Annotated in this window: 17 protein-coding genes; 8 read left to right on the plus strand and 9 right to left on the minus strand. The window is 72.9% G+C overall.

Going from position 1 to position 16,073, the window contains the following annotated elements:
* Window positions 1-102: 102 nt before the first annotated feature.
* Together ACF059_RS07800 and ACF059_RS07805 are read right to left on the minus strand one after the other, a co-directional pair.
* The gene (locus ACF059_RS07800; RefSeq protein WP_392052818.1) at window positions 103-864 is read right to left on the minus strand and encodes an acyltransferase; all 762 of its coding nucleotides are present in this window, start codon (window positions 862-864) and stop codon (window positions 103-105) included.
* Window positions 865-918: 54 nt separating this feature from the next.
* Window positions 919-1,146, minus strand: a complete 228-nt coding sequence (locus ACF059_RS07805) for a hypothetical protein (RefSeq protein ID WP_392052821.1) — start codon at window positions 1,144-1,146, stop codon at window positions 919-921.
* Between the two features lie 925 nt (window positions 1,147-2,071).
* Here ACF059_RS07805 and ACF059_RS07810 point away from each other — a divergent pair.
* Both ACF059_RS07810 and ACF059_RS07815 read left to right on the plus strand, forming a co-directional pair.
* Window positions 2,072-2,653 (plus strand): YrhB domain-containing protein, encoded by a 582-nt coding sequence (locus ACF059_RS07810; protein ID WP_392052824.1) that lies wholly within the window; start codon window positions 2,072-2,074, stop codon window positions 2,651-2,653.
* 276 nt (window positions 2,654-2,929) lie between these two features.
* The gene (locus tag ACF059_RS07815) at window positions 2,930-3,475 is read left to right on the plus strand and encodes a gamma carbonic anhydrase family protein (protein ID WP_361947193.1); all 546 of its coding nucleotides are present in this window, start codon (window positions 2,930-2,932) and stop codon (window positions 3,473-3,475) included.
* A 41-nt stretch (window positions 3,476-3,516) separates the two neighbouring features.
* Here ACF059_RS07815 and ACF059_RS07820 read toward each other — a convergent pair whose 3' ends face one another.
* The 4 genes from ACF059_RS07820 to ACF059_RS07835 all read right to left on the minus strand — a co-directional run bounded on the left by ACF059_RS07820 (window position 3,517) and on the right by ACF059_RS07835 (window position 7,599).
* Window positions 3,517-4,188: a DedA family protein gene (locus tag ACF059_RS07820; RefSeq protein ID WP_392052827.1), complete on the minus strand. Its 672-nt coding sequence runs from the start codon at window positions 4,186-4,188 to the stop codon at window positions 3,517-3,519.
* Window positions 4,189-4,246: 58 nt separating this feature from the next.
* Window positions 4,247-6,775, minus strand: coding sequence for a beta-glucosidase (locus tag ACF059_RS07825; RefSeq protein WP_392052829.1), 2,529 nt, complete (start codon window positions 6,773-6,775; stop codon window positions 4,247-4,249).
* 118 nt (window positions 6,776-6,893) lie between these two features.
* Window positions 6,894-7,094, minus strand: coding sequence for a type II toxin-antitoxin system VapB family antitoxin (locus tag ACF059_RS07830; RefSeq protein ID WP_366868847.1), 201 nt, complete (start codon window positions 7,092-7,094; stop codon window positions 6,894-6,896).
* Window positions 7,095-7,161: 67 nt separating this feature from the next.
* Window positions 7,162-7,599, minus strand: coding sequence for a DUF4442 domain-containing protein (locus ACF059_RS07835; RefSeq protein WP_267726011.1), 438 nt, complete (start codon window positions 7,597-7,599; stop codon window positions 7,162-7,164).
* Window positions 7,600-7,710: 111 nt separating this feature from the next.
* Here ACF059_RS07835 and ACF059_RS07840 point away from each other — a divergent pair, with 111 nt between their 5' ends.
* Window positions 7,711-8,715: a hypothetical protein gene (locus ACF059_RS07840; RefSeq protein WP_392052832.1), complete on the plus strand. Its 1,005-nt coding sequence runs from the start codon at window positions 7,711-7,713 to the stop codon at window positions 8,713-8,715.
* Between the two features lie 76 nt (window positions 8,716-8,791).
* Window positions 8,792-10,057, plus strand: coding sequence for an MFS transporter (locus ACF059_RS07845; protein ID WP_392052835.1), 1,266 nt, complete (start codon window positions 8,792-8,794; stop codon window positions 10,055-10,057).
* A gap of 46 nt (window positions 10,058-10,103) precedes the next feature.
* On the opposite strand, the gene ACF059_RS07850 is transcribed toward ACF059_RS07845, so the two are convergent.
* From ACF059_RS07850 to tuf, 3 genes are all read right to left on the minus strand, one after another.
* Window positions 10,104-10,895: a spermidine synthase gene (locus tag ACF059_RS07850; RefSeq protein WP_392053146.1), complete on the minus strand. Its 792-nt coding sequence runs from the start codon at window positions 10,893-10,895 to the stop codon at window positions 10,104-10,106.
* A gap of 77 nt (window positions 10,896-10,972) precedes the next feature.
* Window positions 10,973-11,818 (minus strand): patatin-like phospholipase family protein, encoded by an 846-nt coding sequence (locus ACF059_RS07855; RefSeq protein WP_392052838.1) that lies wholly within the window; start codon window positions 11,816-11,818, stop codon window positions 10,973-10,975.
* A gap of 94 nt (window positions 11,819-11,912) precedes the next feature.
* Window positions 11,913-13,094: an elongation factor Tu gene (tuf, locus tag ACF059_RS07860; RefSeq protein WP_392052841.1), complete on the minus strand. Its 1,182-nt coding sequence runs from the start codon at window positions 13,092-13,094 to the stop codon at window positions 11,913-11,915.
* A gap of 397 nt (window positions 13,095-13,491) precedes the next feature.
* Here tuf and ACF059_RS07865 point away from each other — a divergent pair, with 397 nt between their 5' ends.
* From ACF059_RS07865 to ACF059_RS07880, 4 genes are all read left to right on the plus strand, one after another.
* The gene (locus ACF059_RS07865) at window positions 13,492-14,220 is read left to right on the plus strand and encodes a TVP38/TMEM64 family protein (protein ID WP_392052843.1); all 729 of its coding nucleotides are present in this window, start codon (window positions 13,492-13,494) and stop codon (window positions 14,218-14,220) included.
* A 48-nt stretch (window positions 14,221-14,268) separates the two neighbouring features.
* Window positions 14,269-15,147, plus strand: coding sequence for an undecaprenyl-diphosphate phosphatase (locus ACF059_RS07870; protein WP_360898320.1), 879 nt, complete (start codon window positions 14,269-14,271; stop codon window positions 15,145-15,147).
* Between the two features lie 138 nt (window positions 15,148-15,285).
* Complete coding sequence (locus ACF059_RS07875; protein ID WP_360898318.1) at window positions 15,286-15,462, plus strand: hypothetical protein; 177 nt, start codon at window positions 15,286-15,288, stop codon at window positions 15,460-15,462.
* A 69-nt stretch (window positions 15,463-15,531) separates the two neighbouring features.
* Window positions 15,532-16,002, plus strand: coding sequence for a nuclear transport factor 2 family protein (locus ACF059_RS07880; protein WP_392052847.1), 471 nt, complete (start codon window positions 15,532-15,534; stop codon window positions 16,000-16,002).
* The last annotated feature ends 71 nt before the right edge of the window (window positions 16,003-16,073 follow it).

Here is a 16,073-nt window from a genome sequence, read left to right on the forward strand (position 1 = left end):
CGCCAACCCTCGCGCCGTCACGGGACAGCCTCGCGCGGCAGTACGGGGAAGGGCGGCACGGCAAATCCCGCCGTACCCCGCGCGACCCTGCGCCGCTGCCCGTCAGCCGGTCTCGGCCGCCTGGTGCCGGTCCTGCGCCAGTTCGGCCAGCCCGCGCAGCTGCTGCGGGGTCATCCCGTCCGGGATCGGCACCGGCGGCGGTGTACGCAGCGGCGGCTGCCAGCCCGTCTCCGGCTCCCAGCGCCGTACGACGCGCGCCGGGGCTCCCGCCACCACGGCGTGGTCCGGCACCTCGCCCCGTACGACGGCCCCCGCGGCCACCACGACGTTGCGGCCCAGCCGGGCGCCCGGCAGGATCACCGCGCCGGTGCCGAGCCAGCACCCCGGGCCGATCTCCACGGGCGCGCTGCGCGGCCACTGCCTGCCGACGGGCTCGTGCGGATCGTCGTAGCTGTGGTTCGTCGAGGTGATGTAGACCCCTGGACCGCAGAAGGTGTTGGCCTCGATGGTGATCCGGGCGTCGGCTATGACATGGCTGTTGCGGCCTATGACGACGCCGTCACCGAGCACCAGCATCGGCTCGGCACCCAGGTCGAGGTCCGGCATCATCCCGGCGGTGAGGGTGACCTGCTCGCCGATGATGCAGTGCGAGCCGAGCCGGATCCACTGCTCGCCGAAGACCGTGCCCTGCGGGAAGGCGAGCCGGGTGCCGTCTCCGATCGCGCCGAACCGCAGCCGCCCCGGGGTCTGCGCGGTCACCGCGCCGGCCTGCTGCATCCAGCGCCAGCCGGTGTGGACCGCGCGGTTCGCCAGCCGGCGGCGCAGGGCCGTCAGAGAGGAGAACGTGTTCTGGTTCTTCGGCACCCGGCCACGGTAATGGGCCGGGCGCCCCACGGCCGGACCGCGATCCTGTGATCTTCACCCCATCACCGGGGGGCGATCATCCGGGACATGGCACACCGCCACCTCGTCGAGCATGACGTGGGCTTCGCTCATCGGCGGCCGGCCGCGGCCGACATCCAGCGCCGGGTCGCGGGCGAACTCGTCGTCGTCCAGCAGCAGACCGGGCTGTTCGGCGCCGTCGCCGACTATGCCTGGAATCTCCGCGACGAGCTCGGGCTGGACGGATCTCGAAGTCCATGCCACCCCTTCAGCTGGGGCGTTGCAACGGCTCCGTCGCCCTGGGCCGGAAGGGCCGCACGGCGGGCATGGGCGCTCAGTGCGGCCCGAGCACACCTATTCAAGAGACGTGAATTCGTGCTTCTCCGGGCCCGTCTCCCGCCACAGCACGGCCACACCGTCGATCGTTCCGACCCAGAGCGAGCCGAAGCATCCGGTTCCGAACTTCAGCTGGACCCTCGTCACCCCCTGACCCGTATCAAACGACGACCAGCTGCCGGCTCCCGGATCCGGGAACCCTGCATGACAGTCTTCCTTACCGAAGTCGACACCCTTGGATTCGAATGAACCGTCCGCCTTCAGGGCGACTTCGCTTCCACCCGATCCCCAGGAGCGGACCAACGAGTCTCGATCGGCCAAGACGGCCTTCGGATACCCCGCCCCGGCGTCCTCAAGGGCCGCACAGGATGACACGACAGGAGCGGAGAGAGCCAGGAACAGTGCGGCCACTCGAATCGATTTGGAAGTTTTCATTTATCCGGACCCCCGTAGTTGTAATTTCGCGCAATTACCACTCGAAACACGATCGCCATGGCCTGCACCTTCCCCTGCCCCTTAGAAGCCGACATGGTCGACATCCCTGTGCAGAAACTTATCCGCCGGAGTGCCGTAGCCCGTCGGGGCGCGAGCTGATCCACATCGCCCGCCCGCCCTCCAAGCGCCCCCGGCCTCGCGGCGCACTCACGTGGGCGGGGGCGCCAGAGGCGGGACGCCGCCGAGTACTCGACCGGTGGTCGCTGCCGCTTGCGTCGCCGCTTTCCGGTAGCGAGGAATCCTTCTCAGGACGTCACCCGCGACCGGAGCGACCGGCTGGCCCACGCGCTCGGTACCTTGGCGCCGTTCATGTGCGGCCACTGTGGTCTGCCAAGACGTGAAGCGAGCAGGAAACCTGGTGGTTGGCATCCAGGCCGTACGGGATGCTGACAAAGTGATTGAGCGAGATGCCGCGGTGCAGACCGTTGAGGAAGAGCTGGAACGCGCCTACCAGTGGGAGCTGTCGGTTGGGCTCGACCCCATACGCATGGCTGTGTCGCATGTAGAGCAGCATGAGCTGGTATGGATTGTTTCCTGGACAAGTGAGGAGTATCTGCGCACCCGAAATCCAGACTTCGCACTGGCCGGGAATGGGCCGTACCTTGTCGACCGCGTCGACGGAAGCCTGCACCAGATCGGTGTCGTCTCCGCAAGAACGGACGCGTGGGAAGCGGACTACCGAGTCCGCATTCGAGGGCAGGTCACGCGGACCGCAGTGGACGATCTGCACGATGAGGTCCAGGGGGTGGCGGACGCTCATGGGAGGATTTATGCCATGCACATCCTGCGCCAGAAAGTGCCAGCGCTCTCCCCCGCTCAGGTCATCGAGTACGTGACTGCTTTGCAACATGGCGATGCTCCGGCGCACCTTGTAGAAGTCTCTTCCAGGGAGCTGGTACCGCCGACCGACCCGGTTTCGTCCGTGGTGACCATCCGCTGAGCCGAGAACCGTCGAGGTGCCTGACAGCAGCAGCTGTCCTCACTTCCGTGTAGTCGCGCAGCAGGGTGCGGGTACTTGGGTGCCGAGGTCTGGGGTTGACGCTGACGGCGACGATCGCGCGGTCCAGGCGGTGCGTACGGGCACGGTGGCCGGCTGCTGGGCGGCGGACCGCGTGGCCTACCGTGCCGTTAGCGCGGCAGTGGCATGGCAATGGCAATGGCATCGGCAGTGGCGTCCGGAGAGACACCGGTGGCACCGGAGACAGAGGAAGAGAACATGACGCACCAGGCGGCCCAGGCACTCGTGGCGGGTGTCGGCGGAAAGAACCCGGACATCGACCCGACGGCCTTCACGGCGCCCACCTCGGTCGTGGTCGGTGAGGTCACCCTCGGCGCCGGCGCGAGCGTCTGGTATTCGGCGGTGCTGCGCGCCGACTGCGGCCCGATCACCCTCGGCGCCGACAGCAACGTGCAGGACAACTGCACGGTCCACGTGGACCCCGGCTTCCCCGTATCGATCGGGGAGCGCGTCTCCATCGGCCACAACGCCGTCGTGCACGGCTGCACCGTCGAGGACGACTGCCTGATCGGCATGGGCGCGACCGTGCTCAACGGCGCGGTCATCGGCGCCGGGTCCCTGGTGGCCGCGCAGGCGCTGGTGCCCCAGGGCATGGTGGTCCCGCCCGGCTCCCTGGTCGCGGGCGTGCCCGCCAAGGTGCGGCGCGAGCTGACCGACGAGGAGCGCGAGGGCATCAAGGTCAACGCCCTGATGTACGTGGAGCTCGCGAAGCAGCACGGCGCCTCGGTGACCCCGCAGGCCTGATCCCGACGCCTGATCCCGACGCCTGATCCCGTCAGTCCCGGTCAGTCCGAGGCGACGGCCGGAGCCGGCGCCTCGGCCGGCCCGGCCGGTGCCGGTACGCCGGCCGTCCGCGCCGCCTTCTTCATCCGGCTGCGCATCACGAGGGTGACCGCGAGCCCGAAGAGCACGGCGAGCGCGAGCGCCAGCCAGGAGAACCGCTTGAGCCACGGCTCCGCCACGATCCCCACGGAGTAGATGACGGCGGTGGTGCCGCCCGCCCACAGGATCCCGCCGAGGACGTTGGCGATCAGGAACCGCCAGTACGGCATGTGCAGCACGCCCGCCAGGGGGCCGGCGAAGATCCGCAGGAGCGCCACGAACCGGCCGAAGAAGACGGCCCACATGCCCCACTTCTCGAAGGAGCGTTCCGCCACGGCCACCTGCGCCGGGCCGAAGTGCTTCGGGAAGCGCCGGCCGAGCTTCGCCAGCAGCGGCTGGCCGCCCCGGCGGCCGATCGCGTAGCCGATCGAGTCGCCCACGATGGCGCCGGTGATCGCGCAGAGCGCCAGCACCACGGGGTCGATCTCCCCGTGCTGCGAGGCCAGCAGCGCCGAGCTGACCAGGATGATCTCTCCCGGCAGGGGGATGCCGAGGCTCTCCAGCCCGATGACCAGACCCACCAGGAGATAGATGCTGACCGCCGGAATCGTCTCCAGCCATTCCTGGATGTGCACCGGTACGTCCTCCCGTGTCGTCGCCGGCGCGACCCCTGTGACACGCCGGACAGGCAGCCTAGCCGCTGCCCACCACGACCTTTGACCTCAGTGGCAGTTCCCGCGAGGAACGGCCCGCGAACACCTCCCGGCGGCCGGATCCCAGCACCCACGCCCGCCGCTCGGGGTCCCAGGACGACAGCGCCCGGGCGTCGACGTCGACGGTGACCCGCTGCGCCTCGCCCGGCGCCAGGGTGATCCGCCGGTAGCCGGCCAGCGCGCGCACCGGCTGGTCGAGGCGCAGCTCGCGGGAGGGGCCGACGTACACCTGGGCCACCTCGGTGCCCTTGCGGCGGCCGGTGTTGCGGACCGTGAACTCCACGCGCAGGCCCCCGCCTCGGCCGCCCGCGGCGCCGTCCCGGACCGTCAGGCCCTCGTAGTGCCAGCTCGTGTAGGACAGCCCGTGCCCGAAGGGGAACAGCGGGGTCACCTGCTGCGCGTCGTACCAGCGGTGACCGACGTGGACGCCCTCCGCGTACTCCTGGCGGCCGCCGACCCCCGGGTAGCGCAGCGGGTCGCCGCCCACCGGAGTGTGCTGCTCGTCCGCAGGGAAGGTCTGGGTGAGACGTCCACCGGGGTCCACGTCGCCGAAGAGGACGTCGGCGGTGGCTGCCGCGCCCTCCTGGCCCGGGTAGTACATCTGGAGGACCGCCCCGGTACGGGAGAGCCACGGCATGGCCGTGGCGGAGGGCGTGTTGAGCACGACCGTCGTACGGGGATTGGCCGCGGCCACGGCCTCGATCAGCCGGTCCTGGCCGCCGGGCAGCGCCAGGGAGGTCCGGTCCCTGCCCTCGGTGGCGTCCTCGTAGGCGAACAGGACCACGCTGCGGGCCGACTTCGCGGTCCTCACGGCCTCGGCGAGGTCCGCGGCCCGGCTCGTCCCGGTGGTGTACCGGATCCGGAAGCGCTGGCCCCGGGCCCCGCCCTGGGCGTTCACGGCGAGCCGGTGCAGGCCCGCCTTCAGGGTGAGGGTGCGACGGCGGACGGTCATCCCGTCGGGTGCGGAGCCGAGCAGTCCGCCCGCGAAGTGCTCGGCCACGCCCTCGCGGACGGGGAACAGCTCCTGCCCGTCGAGGCGCACACCGGGCCGCTGCCGCCCGGTGTAGTGGACGAGCAGGGTCCACTCGTCGTCCGCCGCGAGGCGGAACTCGCCCGCGTGGCTCCAGCCGCGCCCGGCGTCCACGAACCGGTCGTCCAGGTCGGCGGGCGGGCTCAGCAGCCCGGCGGGCAGCGCCCTGCCGTAGAGGTCCTCGCCGAGGGCGTAGCGCACGGTGGCGCCCTTCCCGGCGCGCCGCCGGATCGCCGTGAGCGGGGCGGCCGCCCCGTCGGGCACCACGTGCGCGCTGCCCCCGCCGCCGACGAAGGGCACCTGCCCGGTGGGGCCGATCACGGCGATGGAGCGGGCGGCGGCGCCCGACAGCGGCAGGGTCCCGTGCTCGTTGCGCAGCAGCACCGCCCCGGCGGTGGCCACCTTGCGGGCCACCCGGGCCCCGGCCGCGGCGTCGCGCGCGGGCCGGGCGGCGGGGCGGGCCGCGAGCAGCCCGAAGCGGTCCATGGTGGTGAGGACGCGGTGGACGGCGAGGTCGACGGCGTCCTGCGGTACGGAGCCGCCGCGCACCGCGTCGCGCAGCGGCCTGCCGAAGTGGGTGCCGCCGGGCATCTCCATGTCCAGGCCGGCGCCGATGGAGGCGACGGTGCTGTGGGCGGCGTCCCAGCCGGAGACCACCCACCCGTCGAACCCCCACTGCTTGCGCAGCAGTGCGTCGAGCAGGGCCTTGCTCTCGCAGGCGTAGACGCCGTCGACCTTGTTGGAGGCGCCCATCACGGCGCCCGCGCCGGCGGCCACGGCGGCCTCGAAGCCCCGTAGCTCGGTCTCGTGCAGGGCCTGTTCGGCGGCGATCACGTCGACGGTGTCGCGGCCCTGTTCCTGGTTGTTGAGGGCGAAGTGCTTGACGGCGGCGATGAGTCCCTCGTCCTGGATCCCGCGGACCAGCTCGCGGGCCAGGTCGGCGGTGAGGCGCGGGTCCTCGGCGAAGGTCTCGAAGGCGCGGCCCGCGTACGGGGTGCGGATGAGGTTGACCAGAGGCGCCAGGAGGACGTCCTGGCCGAGCGCCCGGCCCTCGCGGCCGAGGACCCTGCCGTACTCGCGGGCCAGCGCCGGGTCGAAGGCGGAGGCGAGCATGACGGGGGCGGGCAGCGCGGTGGACCGGGCGGTGACGCGTACCCCGGCGGGGCCGTCGGCCAGGCGCAGCGCGGGGATGCCGAGCCGCGGTACGCCGGGCACGTAGCCGGCCTGTCCGAGGGGGGCGGGGTCCGGGGCGCCGTGCAGCAGGGCGGTCTTCTCGTCGAGGGTGAGCCGCTCCACCAGGGAGTCGATCCGCGCGGCGCTCCCGGGCCCGGCGGCGGCCGGCGCGGCCGGCGGGCCCGTGCGCGATCCGGCGCCCGGCGGCAGGGTGGGCGCGCAGGAGCCCGCTGCGAGGACCGTGCCCACCGCGCCGGCCGAGCCGAGCAGCCGCAGCGCGCTACGTCTGGACAAGGCCTCGCTCATGGGCGCTCCCCGCGGCGGCGTGTTTCGGCGGGAGCGGCCCGCGCCGGACCGCTCCCGCGCCCCACTGTGCACCGCGGGCCGCTGGCGCCCGGCGAGGCGCGCCACCGCCGTCCCCGGTTCAGCCCTCCGGCAGCGGCGGCGGGCCGTCGGGGCTGCGCCGGGGCCCGTCCTGGAGCTGGACCCGCGCTTCGGTGCGGTGCCCGCGCGCGATGTAGTCCCGTACGACGGCCTCCACCGCGTCCTGCGGCGAGCCGACTCCGGCGAGCACCATCACCTCCACCACGAGCTCGGCGTCGAGGCTGATGTTGACCTTGGCCACGGGTGCCCCCTCCATCGTCGTGGAAGGGACTGTAGGGGATGGCCGGCCGTGACCGGCCGGGAACCGCCTACGCGTTCGGACGCAGGGTCCAGACGACCGTCATCTCGCCCGTCACGGCCTCGTCCTCGCGCTGGATGGCGATGGTGACGGGGAACTCGGGGCGGCCGCCCGCGTCGAGTTCGGCGACGACGTCGGCCACCGGGCGGCCGAGGGTCGCGGTGGCGGTCACCACGCCCTTGGCCAGCTTCTTGTAGCCGATCTCGGCCTTCACGGCGAGGGGCACGGCGCGCGAGAGCTGGTCGCCGAAGGCGGCGAGGACGATCGCGCCGCTCGCGGACTCGGCGAGGGTGAACATGGCGCCTGCGTGCGGGCCGCCGACGTGGTTGTGGAAGTCGGGCTGGTCCGGGAGCCGGACGACGGCCCGCTCGGGGGTGGTCTCCAGGAACTGGAGGTTCAGGGTCCGGGCCATCGGCACGGTCGCGGCGAGCAGTTCGCCCACGTTCATCTGGTCTGCGCTCATGAAACGCGATGTTACCCGTGAGTAGATGTTCTTGGCCAGAGCCTGACAGGGGGTGGCCGTGGCTGCCGGGGCTCGCTCCCACTATCGTTACCGGCCATGTGGCCAGGACAGCAGCAGCCGCCCGGGGGCGAACAGAACCCTCAGGACGCGCATCAGAACCCGTACCAGCAGCAGCCGGGACAGCCGAACCCGTACCAGCAGCAGCCCGGTTACGGGTACCCGCAGCAGGGCTACCAGGCTCCCCCGCCCACCCAGCCGTGGGGTCAGCAGGCGGCTCCGGCGGCCCCGCAGGGCGGCGGGTCGAGCCCGTACTCGACCAAGACCGTGGCCATCGTCGCGGCCGCCGCGGTGGTCGTGGCGGCCGCCGCGACCGGCGCGTTCGTCCTGACGCGGGACGACGAGAAGACCGAGGCGAACGACAAGCCGCCGGCGGCGAGCTCCTCCGCGCCGGTCTCCGAGACCCCCGCACCGGCCGGCAGCGGCAGCGCGAACCCGCGCGCGGGCGGCGCCATGCAGCCCGTCATCCCGGGCTGGAAGGTCGTCGTCAACACCAAGTACAACGTCGCCTACGACGTACCGGCCGAATGGAACGTCAACGACTCCGGCGTGTCCCTCGCCCTCCACGACGAGAAGGACGGCAAGCCGGTCATCACGATGTCCGGCACCGCCACCCTGAAGCAGGAGTGGTGCACCGTCGACAAGAACGCGGACGGCACCCTGGAGAAGTATTCGCTCGCGGACACCGGTGTCAAGGGCGCCCAAGGCGCCAAGGACACGGCCCAGGCGGCGACGGACAACACGGGCACCTGGGTCTGGGCGGCCTACGCCCAGAAGGAGCCCAAGGGCACGGTCAAGGTCAGCGAGGCGAAGGAGTACACCACCGCCTCCGGCCTCAAGGGCCACACGGTGGTGGCCACCGCTCCCGGCGTGAAGAAGGAGAACAAGTGCTCCTCGGACGGCAAGGCGGTCGGCTTCGCCTTCAAGAACGCCGTCGGTGACTTCGCCAGCTTCGTGATCGTCGGTGCGGCGGGCGTCAAGGACGAGGTTCCGACCGACGTCTCCGACAAGATCCTCAGCTCCATCCGGCTCTCCGCGGGCTGATGCGGACTTCCCGCCCCCGGCCGGCCATCCGTTCGTCCGTTTGGATTCCGGCCCGGGGGCGGGCGATAGTCCCGGGGTGACCACTCCCCCCGCCGCACCGCCCCGGACCCCCGCACGCCCTCGTCGGCCCGCCTGGGCCGGCCGCAACTACACCCTGCTCACGGGCGCGGCGGTCGTCACGAACCTCGGCAGCCACGGAGCGCTCATCGCGGCCGCCTTCGCGGTCCAGGAGGCCGGCGGAGGCGCCGGCGACCTCGGCCTGGTCGCCGCGGCCCGCACGGTGCCGCTCGTCCTGTTCCTGCTCGTCGGCGGCGCGATAGCCGACCGGCTGCCGCGCCACCGGGTGATGGTGGCGGCCAACGCCCTCAACTGCCTTTCCCAGGCGGCCTTCGCCCTGCTCGTCCTGGCCGGCGACCCCCAGCTGTGGCAGATGATGCTGCTGACCGCCCTGTGCGGGACCGGTACGGCCTTCTTCAACCCCGCGGCCGAGGGCATGCTGCTGGCGACGGTCTCCGGCGAGCACGCCAACCGCGCCTTCGCGCTCTTCCGCATGGCCATGAACGGCGCCGGCATCGGCGGAGCCGCCCTCGGCGGGGCGATGATCGCCCTGATGGGACCGGGCTGGGTGCTGGCCGTGGACGCGGCGGCCTTCGCGGTCGGGGGCGCCCTGCGCGCGTTCCTCGACGTGCGCCACATCGAGGAACGGGCTCCCGGCGGCGGCCTGCTGGCGGACCTGCGCGAGGGCTGGGTCGAGGTGCGCACCCGCCCCTGGCTGTGGAGCATCGTGCTCCAGTTCTCCGTCGTCGTCGCCGTCGTGGGCGCCGCGGAGGCGGTCTACGGTCCGCTGGTCGCCCGGGACCGGCTGGGCGGGGCGGCGCCCTGGGGCCTGGCCCTGGCCTTCTTCGGCCTCGGCACCATCGCCGGGGCCGCCTTGATGATGGTGTGGAAACCGCACCGGCTGCTGCTGGTCGCCACCCTGTGCGTGTTCCCGCTGGCGCTCCCGTCGGCGGGACTGGCCGTGCCGCTGCCCGTCGCGGGGCTGTGCGCGGTGATGCTCGTCAGCGGAACCGCCATCGAGGTGTTCGGCGTGAGCTGGATGACGACGATGCACCAGGAGATCCCGGAGGAGAAGTTCTCCCGGGTCTCCGCCTACGACTGGTTCGGCTCGGTGTCGATGCTCCCGCTGGCGACCGCCCTGGCGGGCCCGGCCGAAGCGGCCTTCGGCCGCACCGAGGCCCTGTGGGGGTGCGCGGCCCTGGTCGTCCTGGCCACCGCCCTGGTCCTGCTCGTCCCGGACGTCCGCCGCATGACCCGCCGCAAGGACGGCCCCGCCGGCGTGTGAGGCGCGGGTCTGCGGCTTGGACCCGGGAGGCACCGGACCGGGCCGCTCACCCGACGCTGAACGCGCCCTCCGGCGGCGCCGGGGAGGGAGCCGCGTCCGCGTCGGCCACCGTCGCGGCCCCGCGCATGAACCGGGCCAGCCCGTCCCCGTACTCCACGCGGGCGGGAAACGGGTCGGCCGCGCACCGCCGCGCCACCGGCGCCACCTCCAGCGGGGCGTCCGAGGCGAGCAGCACCGCGTTCCCGAAGCGCCGCCCGCGCAGCACCCCCGGTTCCGCGATCAGCGCCAGTTCCGTGAAGGCCGCCCGGAAATTGGCCAGTTGTGACCGCAGGAAGGCGAACGGCGCCCCGTCGGCCAGGTTCGCCACGTACAGCCCGCCCGGCCGCAGCACCCGCGCGGCGGCCCGCGCGTACTCCACCGAGGTCAGCTGCGCCGGCACCCGCGAGCCGCCGAAGACGTCCGCCACCACGACGTCCGCGCTGCCCGCCGCGGCCGACTCCAGCCAGGCCCGCGCGTCGGCCGTGTGCACGCGCACCCCGCAGTCCTGCGGCAACGGCAGGTGCTCGGCGACCAGCTCGACCAGGCCCGCGTCGAACTCCACCACGTCCTGCCGGGAGCCCGGCCGGGTCGCCGCGACGTAGCGCGGCAGGGTGAGCGCGCCGCCGCCCAGGTGCAGGAGGTCCAGGGGCCGCCCCGGCTCCGCCGCGCAGTCCAGGACGTGCGCGAGGCGGCGCGCGTACTCGAATTCCAGGTGCTGCGGATCGTCCAGGTCCACGTACGACTGCGGCGCCCCGTCCACGGTCAGCAGCCAGGCCCGTTCGCCGTCCACGTCCGGCATCAGCTTGGCGGTGCCCTGGTCCACGTCCCGGATCACCGGAATCTGTTCGTCGCTCACCCCACCATTGTCGGGCCGCCTCAGTCCGCCCAGACCGCCCGCGCCTCGGATGCGTGCGCGGCGGCCTGCGCCAGGCCCGCCCGCGCCGCCGGGTCGCGCCGGGCGGGGTCCAGTACGTTGCGCCCGATGGCCCTGCGGGCCGCCGCCGACGGGGTGATCAGCAGGACCTTCGACCCCGCTTCGCGCAGGCGGGCGGCCTGCGCGGCCGGGGCCGGGACGAGCCCGGAGCCGAGGGAGACCGGTGCGATGATCACCACGCGGGCGTAGCCGGCGGCCAGGTCGGCGTTGGTGGCGGAGCGGACGCCCCCGTCGATGAACCGGCGTCCGTCCACCGTCACCGGCGGCCACACGCCCGGCACCGCGCAGCTCGCCGAGACGGCGTCGACGAGCCCGCCGCCGCCCTCCGCGTCGAACGCCTTGAGGTCACCGCTCAGCGCGTCCACCGCGGTCACGACGAACCGCCGCTGCGGCCACGCGTGGGAGACCAGCCGGGCCGCCAGCACCTCGCGCCGCTGCGACTCCTCGCCCGTCGCGGCGGCCAGCGCGAGGGCGCCGACCCGCTGCCGGTAGTCCGTGGCCGAGCGCGAGCGCGCCATCGCGAGGGCGTAGCGCGCGATGACACCGGCCCCGATCCTCGCGACGGGCTCGCCCCGCGCGTCGCCGAGCTGGCGCTCGTACAGCTCCTGCACGGACAGCAGGCCGGAGGTCAGCTGCGCGCCGACCACCGACCCGGCGGAGGTGCCGACGACCAGGTCGGCGGTGGTGAGGTCGACGCCCTCGCGGGCGAGCCCGTAGAGGATGCCGCACTCCCAGCCGATGCCGGTCAGGCCTCCGCCGCCGAGCACCAATGCCGTGTCGCCGCCCATCTCCGCCCGCCCCTCCGCGCATGCCTGTGGTGACGGCAGTCTGGCGCAGCCGCGCCGCCGTCACCACAGGGGGGTGCGGACCGATCCGGCCGGATCAGCCCAGCACGGCCGTCACCGTCCCCGCGCCGACGGTCCGCCCGCCCTCGCGGATCGCGAAGCCGAGCCCCGACTCCAGCGGGACGTCCCGTCCGAGCTCGACGGTCATCGTGACCGTCTGCCCGGGCCGGGCCACGGCGGCCTCCCCCAGGTCCACGTCGCCCACCACGTCGGCGGTGCGGATGTAGAACTGCGGCCGGTAGCCGGTGGCGACCGGTGTCGTACGGCCGCCCTCGCGCGCCGACAGGACGTACACCTGCGCGGTGAAGCGCCGCTGCGGCGTCACGCTGCCGGGAGCGGCCACCACGTGCCCGCGGCGCACCCCGTCGCGCGGCACTCCGCGCAGCAGCAGCGCGACGTTGTCCCCGGCCTCGGCGGACTCCATCGGCTTTCCGAAGGTCTCCAGGCCGGTGACCACCGTCTCCACCGGCTCTCCGTCGCCGCCCAGGACCGCGACGCGGTCGCCGAGGCGGACGCTCCCGCGCTCGACGGCGCCCGTCACGACGGTCCCGCGCCCGGTGATGGTCAGCACGTTCTCCACCGGCAGCAGGAACGGCGCGTCCGTGTACCGCACCGGCGTGGGCACGTACGTGTCCACCGCGTCCAGCAGCGCCCGGATCGCCTCGGTCCACCGCGGGTCGCCCTCCAGCGCCCCGAGCCCGGAGACCCGTACGACCGGCGCGGCGTCACCGCCGTAGCCGTGAGCGGTGAGCAGCTCGCTGACCTCCAGCTCGACGAGGTCGGTCAGCTCGGGGTCCCCGGCGTCGGCCTTGTTGAGCGCCACCACGATATGGTCGACGCCGACCTGCCGGGCGAGGAGCACGTGCTCGGCGGTCTGCGGCATGACCCCGTCGAGCGCGGAGACGACGAGGATCGCCCCGTCGAGCTGCGCGGCGCCCGTGACCATGTTCTTGATGTAGTCCGCGTGCCCTGGCATGTCCACGTGGGCGTAGTGCCGGGTGTCGGTCTCGTACTCGACGTGCGTGAGGTTGATGGTGATGCCGCGGCGGGCCTCCTCGGGCGCCCGGTCGATGCGGTCGAAGGGCACGAAGGAGGCGCCGCCGCCCTCGGCGAGGACCTTGGTGATGGCGGCGGTGAGGGTGGTCTTGCCGTGGTCGACGTGACCCATGGTGCCGATGTTGAGGTGCGGCTTGGTCCGCACGAAGGCCGTCTTGGCCATGATGTCTTTTCCCGTGGCTGGAAGCTGGACGGGACCCCTGAACCGAACCGACCCTCCCCCTGCGGGGTCCGCCGGACGATCCGGGAAGGGTCAGCTTCGTGCGCCGTCGAATGCGGCGGGGACAGGTGCGCCTGCCAGTGCGGCGAAGAGCGCTGCTGCGTACACGGCAGCCTTCGGCGCGTCCGCGACTGCGGACGGCGCTGCGAGGAAGGCGAACCGGGACATGCCCCCGATCCTGCCGGACCGGGCCGGGGCCGTCGAATGATTTTCCGCGCGGGAACTTCCGCGTACGCCGGGACCGTTGGGCGGACGGGCGGCGCCCGGGGGCCACCGGCCGTCCGCCCGCGTGAGACCCGGATTACGGTGCGCCGTCACACGGGTCGGCTAGTCTCCCCGGGTGTCCCTCCTCCTGGCGCCGTGGATCCGGCTGTCGCTGCTCGTCGTGCTGCTAGTCGCGGCCGGCGTGTGCGTGCTGCTGTACGAGCCCCAGCGCATCCTCTCGGAGGGCTGGCCCCCGGGACTCCCGGTGGGCGCCGCGGTCCTGCTGTTCGCCGCCGCGTACGGGGTGTGCGCGGCGGCCTTCGTGCCGCGCCCCCTGCTCAACCTGGCCGCGGGTGCCGTCTTCGGCACCGCGTTCGGCCTCCTCGCGGCGGTCGCCGGCACCGTCCTCGGCGCCGCGATCGCCTTCGGCCTCGGCCGGATCATGGGCCAGGAGGCGCTGCGCCCGTACCTGCGCGGCCGCTGGCTGGAGGCGGCGGACGGCCAGCTCAGCCGGCACGGCTTCCGCTCCGTGCTCGCCGTCCGGCTCTTCCCCGGCGTGCCCTTCGTGGTGGCCAACTACGGCGCCGCGCTGTCCCGCTGCCGCTGGGGTGCCTTCCTGCTCGCCACGGCGGTCGGCGTCGTCCCGAACACGGCGGCGTACGTGATCGCCGGAGCCAGCGCCTCCTCCCCCGGATCGCCCGCCTTCCTCGTGTCCTTCGGCTTCATCGTCGTCTCCGTGGTGGGCGCCGGAGCCGTCGCCTGGCGCAAGAGGCACCGCCTGGCGCCGGCGCGCACCGGCGCCCCGGCGTGCGAACTGGCGCCCCGGCACCCCCCAGTGGTCAGCGGCGCTTCGCACGGGCCCTAGCATCGGACGCGAACTGCCCGACGATCACAAGGACGAGCGCACCCCGACATGAGCTGGTTCGAATCCCTAATCCTCGGTCTCGTCCAGGGGCTTACGGAGTTCCTCCCGATCTCCTCCAGCGCCCACCTGCGGCTGACCGCGGCGTTCGCCGGCTGGGAGGACCCGGGAGCGGCCTTCACCGCCATCACGCAGATCGGCACCGAGGCCGCCGTACTGATCTACTTCCGCAAGGACATCGCGCGGATCATCTCCACCTGGTTCCGGTCGCTGTACACCAAGGCGCTGCGCTCCGAGCAGGACGCGAAGATGGGCTGGCTGGTGATCGTCGGCTCGATTCCGATCGGCGTCCTCGGCCTCACCTTCAAGGACCAGATCGAAGGCCCGTTCCGCGATCTGCGACTGACCGCCACCACCCTCATCGTGATGGGCATCGTGCTCGGCGTCGCCGACCGGCTGGCCGCCCGTGACGAGGAGGGCGGACGCCACCGCGCCATCCGCGAGCGCAAGACGCTCAAGGAGCTCAGCGTCAAGGACGGCCTGATCTTCGGTCTCTGCCAGGCCATGGCCCTGATCCCGGGCGTCTCCCGGTCCGGCGCGACGATCTCCGGCGGCCTGCTGCTGGGCTTCACCCGCGAGGCGGCGGCCCGTTACTCCTTCCTCCTGGCCATCCCGGCCGTGCTGGCCTCGGGCGCCTTCGAGATCAAGGACGTGGTCGAGGACCCCGGTCACATCTCCTGGGGTCCGACGGTCTTCGCGACGGTCATCGCCTTCTTCGTCGGCTACGTCGTCATCGCGTGGTTCATGAAATTCATTTCCAGCAAGAGCTTCATGCCCTTCGTGATCTACCGGATCGTGCTGGGCGTCGCCCTGTTCGTGCTGGTCGGCACGGACGTGCTGAGCCCGCACGCCGGCGAGTCCGGGCAGTAGGCACCACCGCCCCCGCCACGCCCCCCTCACCACTCCGCGTGAACCTCGAGCCGCCCGGGAACGTTCCCGGGCGGCTCGTGCGTCGTTGTGCCTGAAGAGACGGAAAGAGGCCGGAAGGCAAACAGCAGGGGGTGTCCCATGGGTCGAGTGGTTCTGGAGCGTTTTCCGGCCGGAAGTCCGCGGGGGAGCTGGCCCGCCGAGGAGTACGCCGCGCAGCGCCTGCGGGAGGGGGTGGCGGCCGAGGTGGTCATGGATCTCGACAGCGACGCGTTCCTCGTCGTGGTCCGGCAGCGGGAGTCCCGTTCCGGTCACTGACCGGCCGCGCGCGGATCCGTCCGGCGCACGCCCCTTGGCCTGGCGCCCCCGCAGCCCCACACTGGCGCGATGACGCAGCGTGTGGACCTCGCGACGGTAATGGACCGGCTGGCGATCGACGAGGTGGTGTCGGGTTACGCGGTGGCGGTCGACGACGGCGACTGGGCCGCCTACCGCGCCCTGTTCACCGCCGGCGGCCGGGTCGACTACACCTCGGCGGGCGGGATCGAGGGCCCGGTGGCGGAGGTCGCCGACTGGCTCGCGGAGACCATGCGGCTCTTCCCCGTGCGCCAGCACCTGATCGTCAACCGGCTGATCCGGCTGGAGGACCTGGGCGGTTCGCCCGGTGACAGCGCGGAAGTACAGGCGGACTTCCTCAATCCGATGCGTCTGGAGGGGGCCGGGGCCGAGAGCGGTACGGTCACCGCGCCCAACTTCGTCGCCGCCGGCCGCTACGCCTTCGCCCTGGCCCGCACCGGCGAGGGCTGGCGGCTCACGCGCGTCACCGTGCACGAGAAGTGGCGCCACCTCGCCGTCTGAGCCCGTGCGGCCGGCCCCGGCTCCCCTGCCTGGCCCGGCCGCCCGTGACTACACACACTGGAAGCGGAGGC

The sequence above is a fragment of the Streptomyces sp. NPDC016562 genome, from assembly GCF_043076955.1.
Lineage (GTDB): Bacteria > Actinomycetota > Actinomycetes > Streptomycetales > Streptomycetaceae > Streptomyces.

Coding starts and splice junctions, on each gene's coding strand:
- ACF059_RS07815 (WP_361947193.1), top strand. CDS start 2,930: ATGACGCACCAGGCGGCCCAGGCACTCGTGGCGGGTGTCGGCGGAAAG.
- ACF059_RS07825 (WP_392052829.1), bottom strand. CDS start 6,775: ATGAGCGAGGCCTTGTCCAGACGTAGCGCGCTGCGGCTGCTCGGCTCG.
- ACF059_RS07835 (WP_267726011.1), bottom strand. CDS start 7,599: ATGAACGTGGGCGAACTGCTCGCCGCGACCGTGCCGATGGCCCGGACC.
- ACF059_RS07840 (WP_392052832.1), top strand. CDS start 7,711: ATGTGGCCAGGACAGCAGCAGCCGCCCGGGGGCGAACAGAACCCTCAG.
- ACF059_RS07850 (WP_392053146.1), bottom strand. CDS start 10,895: ATGCCGGACGTGGACGGCGAACGGGCCTGGCTGCTGACCGTGGACGGG.
- ACF059_RS07855 (WP_392052838.1), bottom strand. CDS start 11,818: ATGGGCGGCGACACGGCATTGGTGCTCGGCGGCGGAGGCCTGACCGGC.
- tuf (WP_392052841.1), bottom strand. CDS start 13,094: ATGGCCAAGACGGCCTTCGTGCGGACCAAGCCGCACCTCAACATCGGC.
- ACF059_RS07870 (WP_360898320.1), top strand. CDS start 14,269: ATGAGCTGGTTCGAATCCCTAATCCTCGGTCTCGTCCAGGGGCTTACG.
- ACF059_RS07875 (WP_360898318.1), top strand. CDS start 15,286: ATGGGTCGAGTGGTTCTGGAGCGTTTTCCGGCCGGAAGTCCGCGGGGG.
- ACF059_RS07880 (WP_392052847.1), top strand. CDS start 15,532: ATGACGCAGCGTGTGGACCTCGCGACGGTAATGGACCGGCTGGCGATC.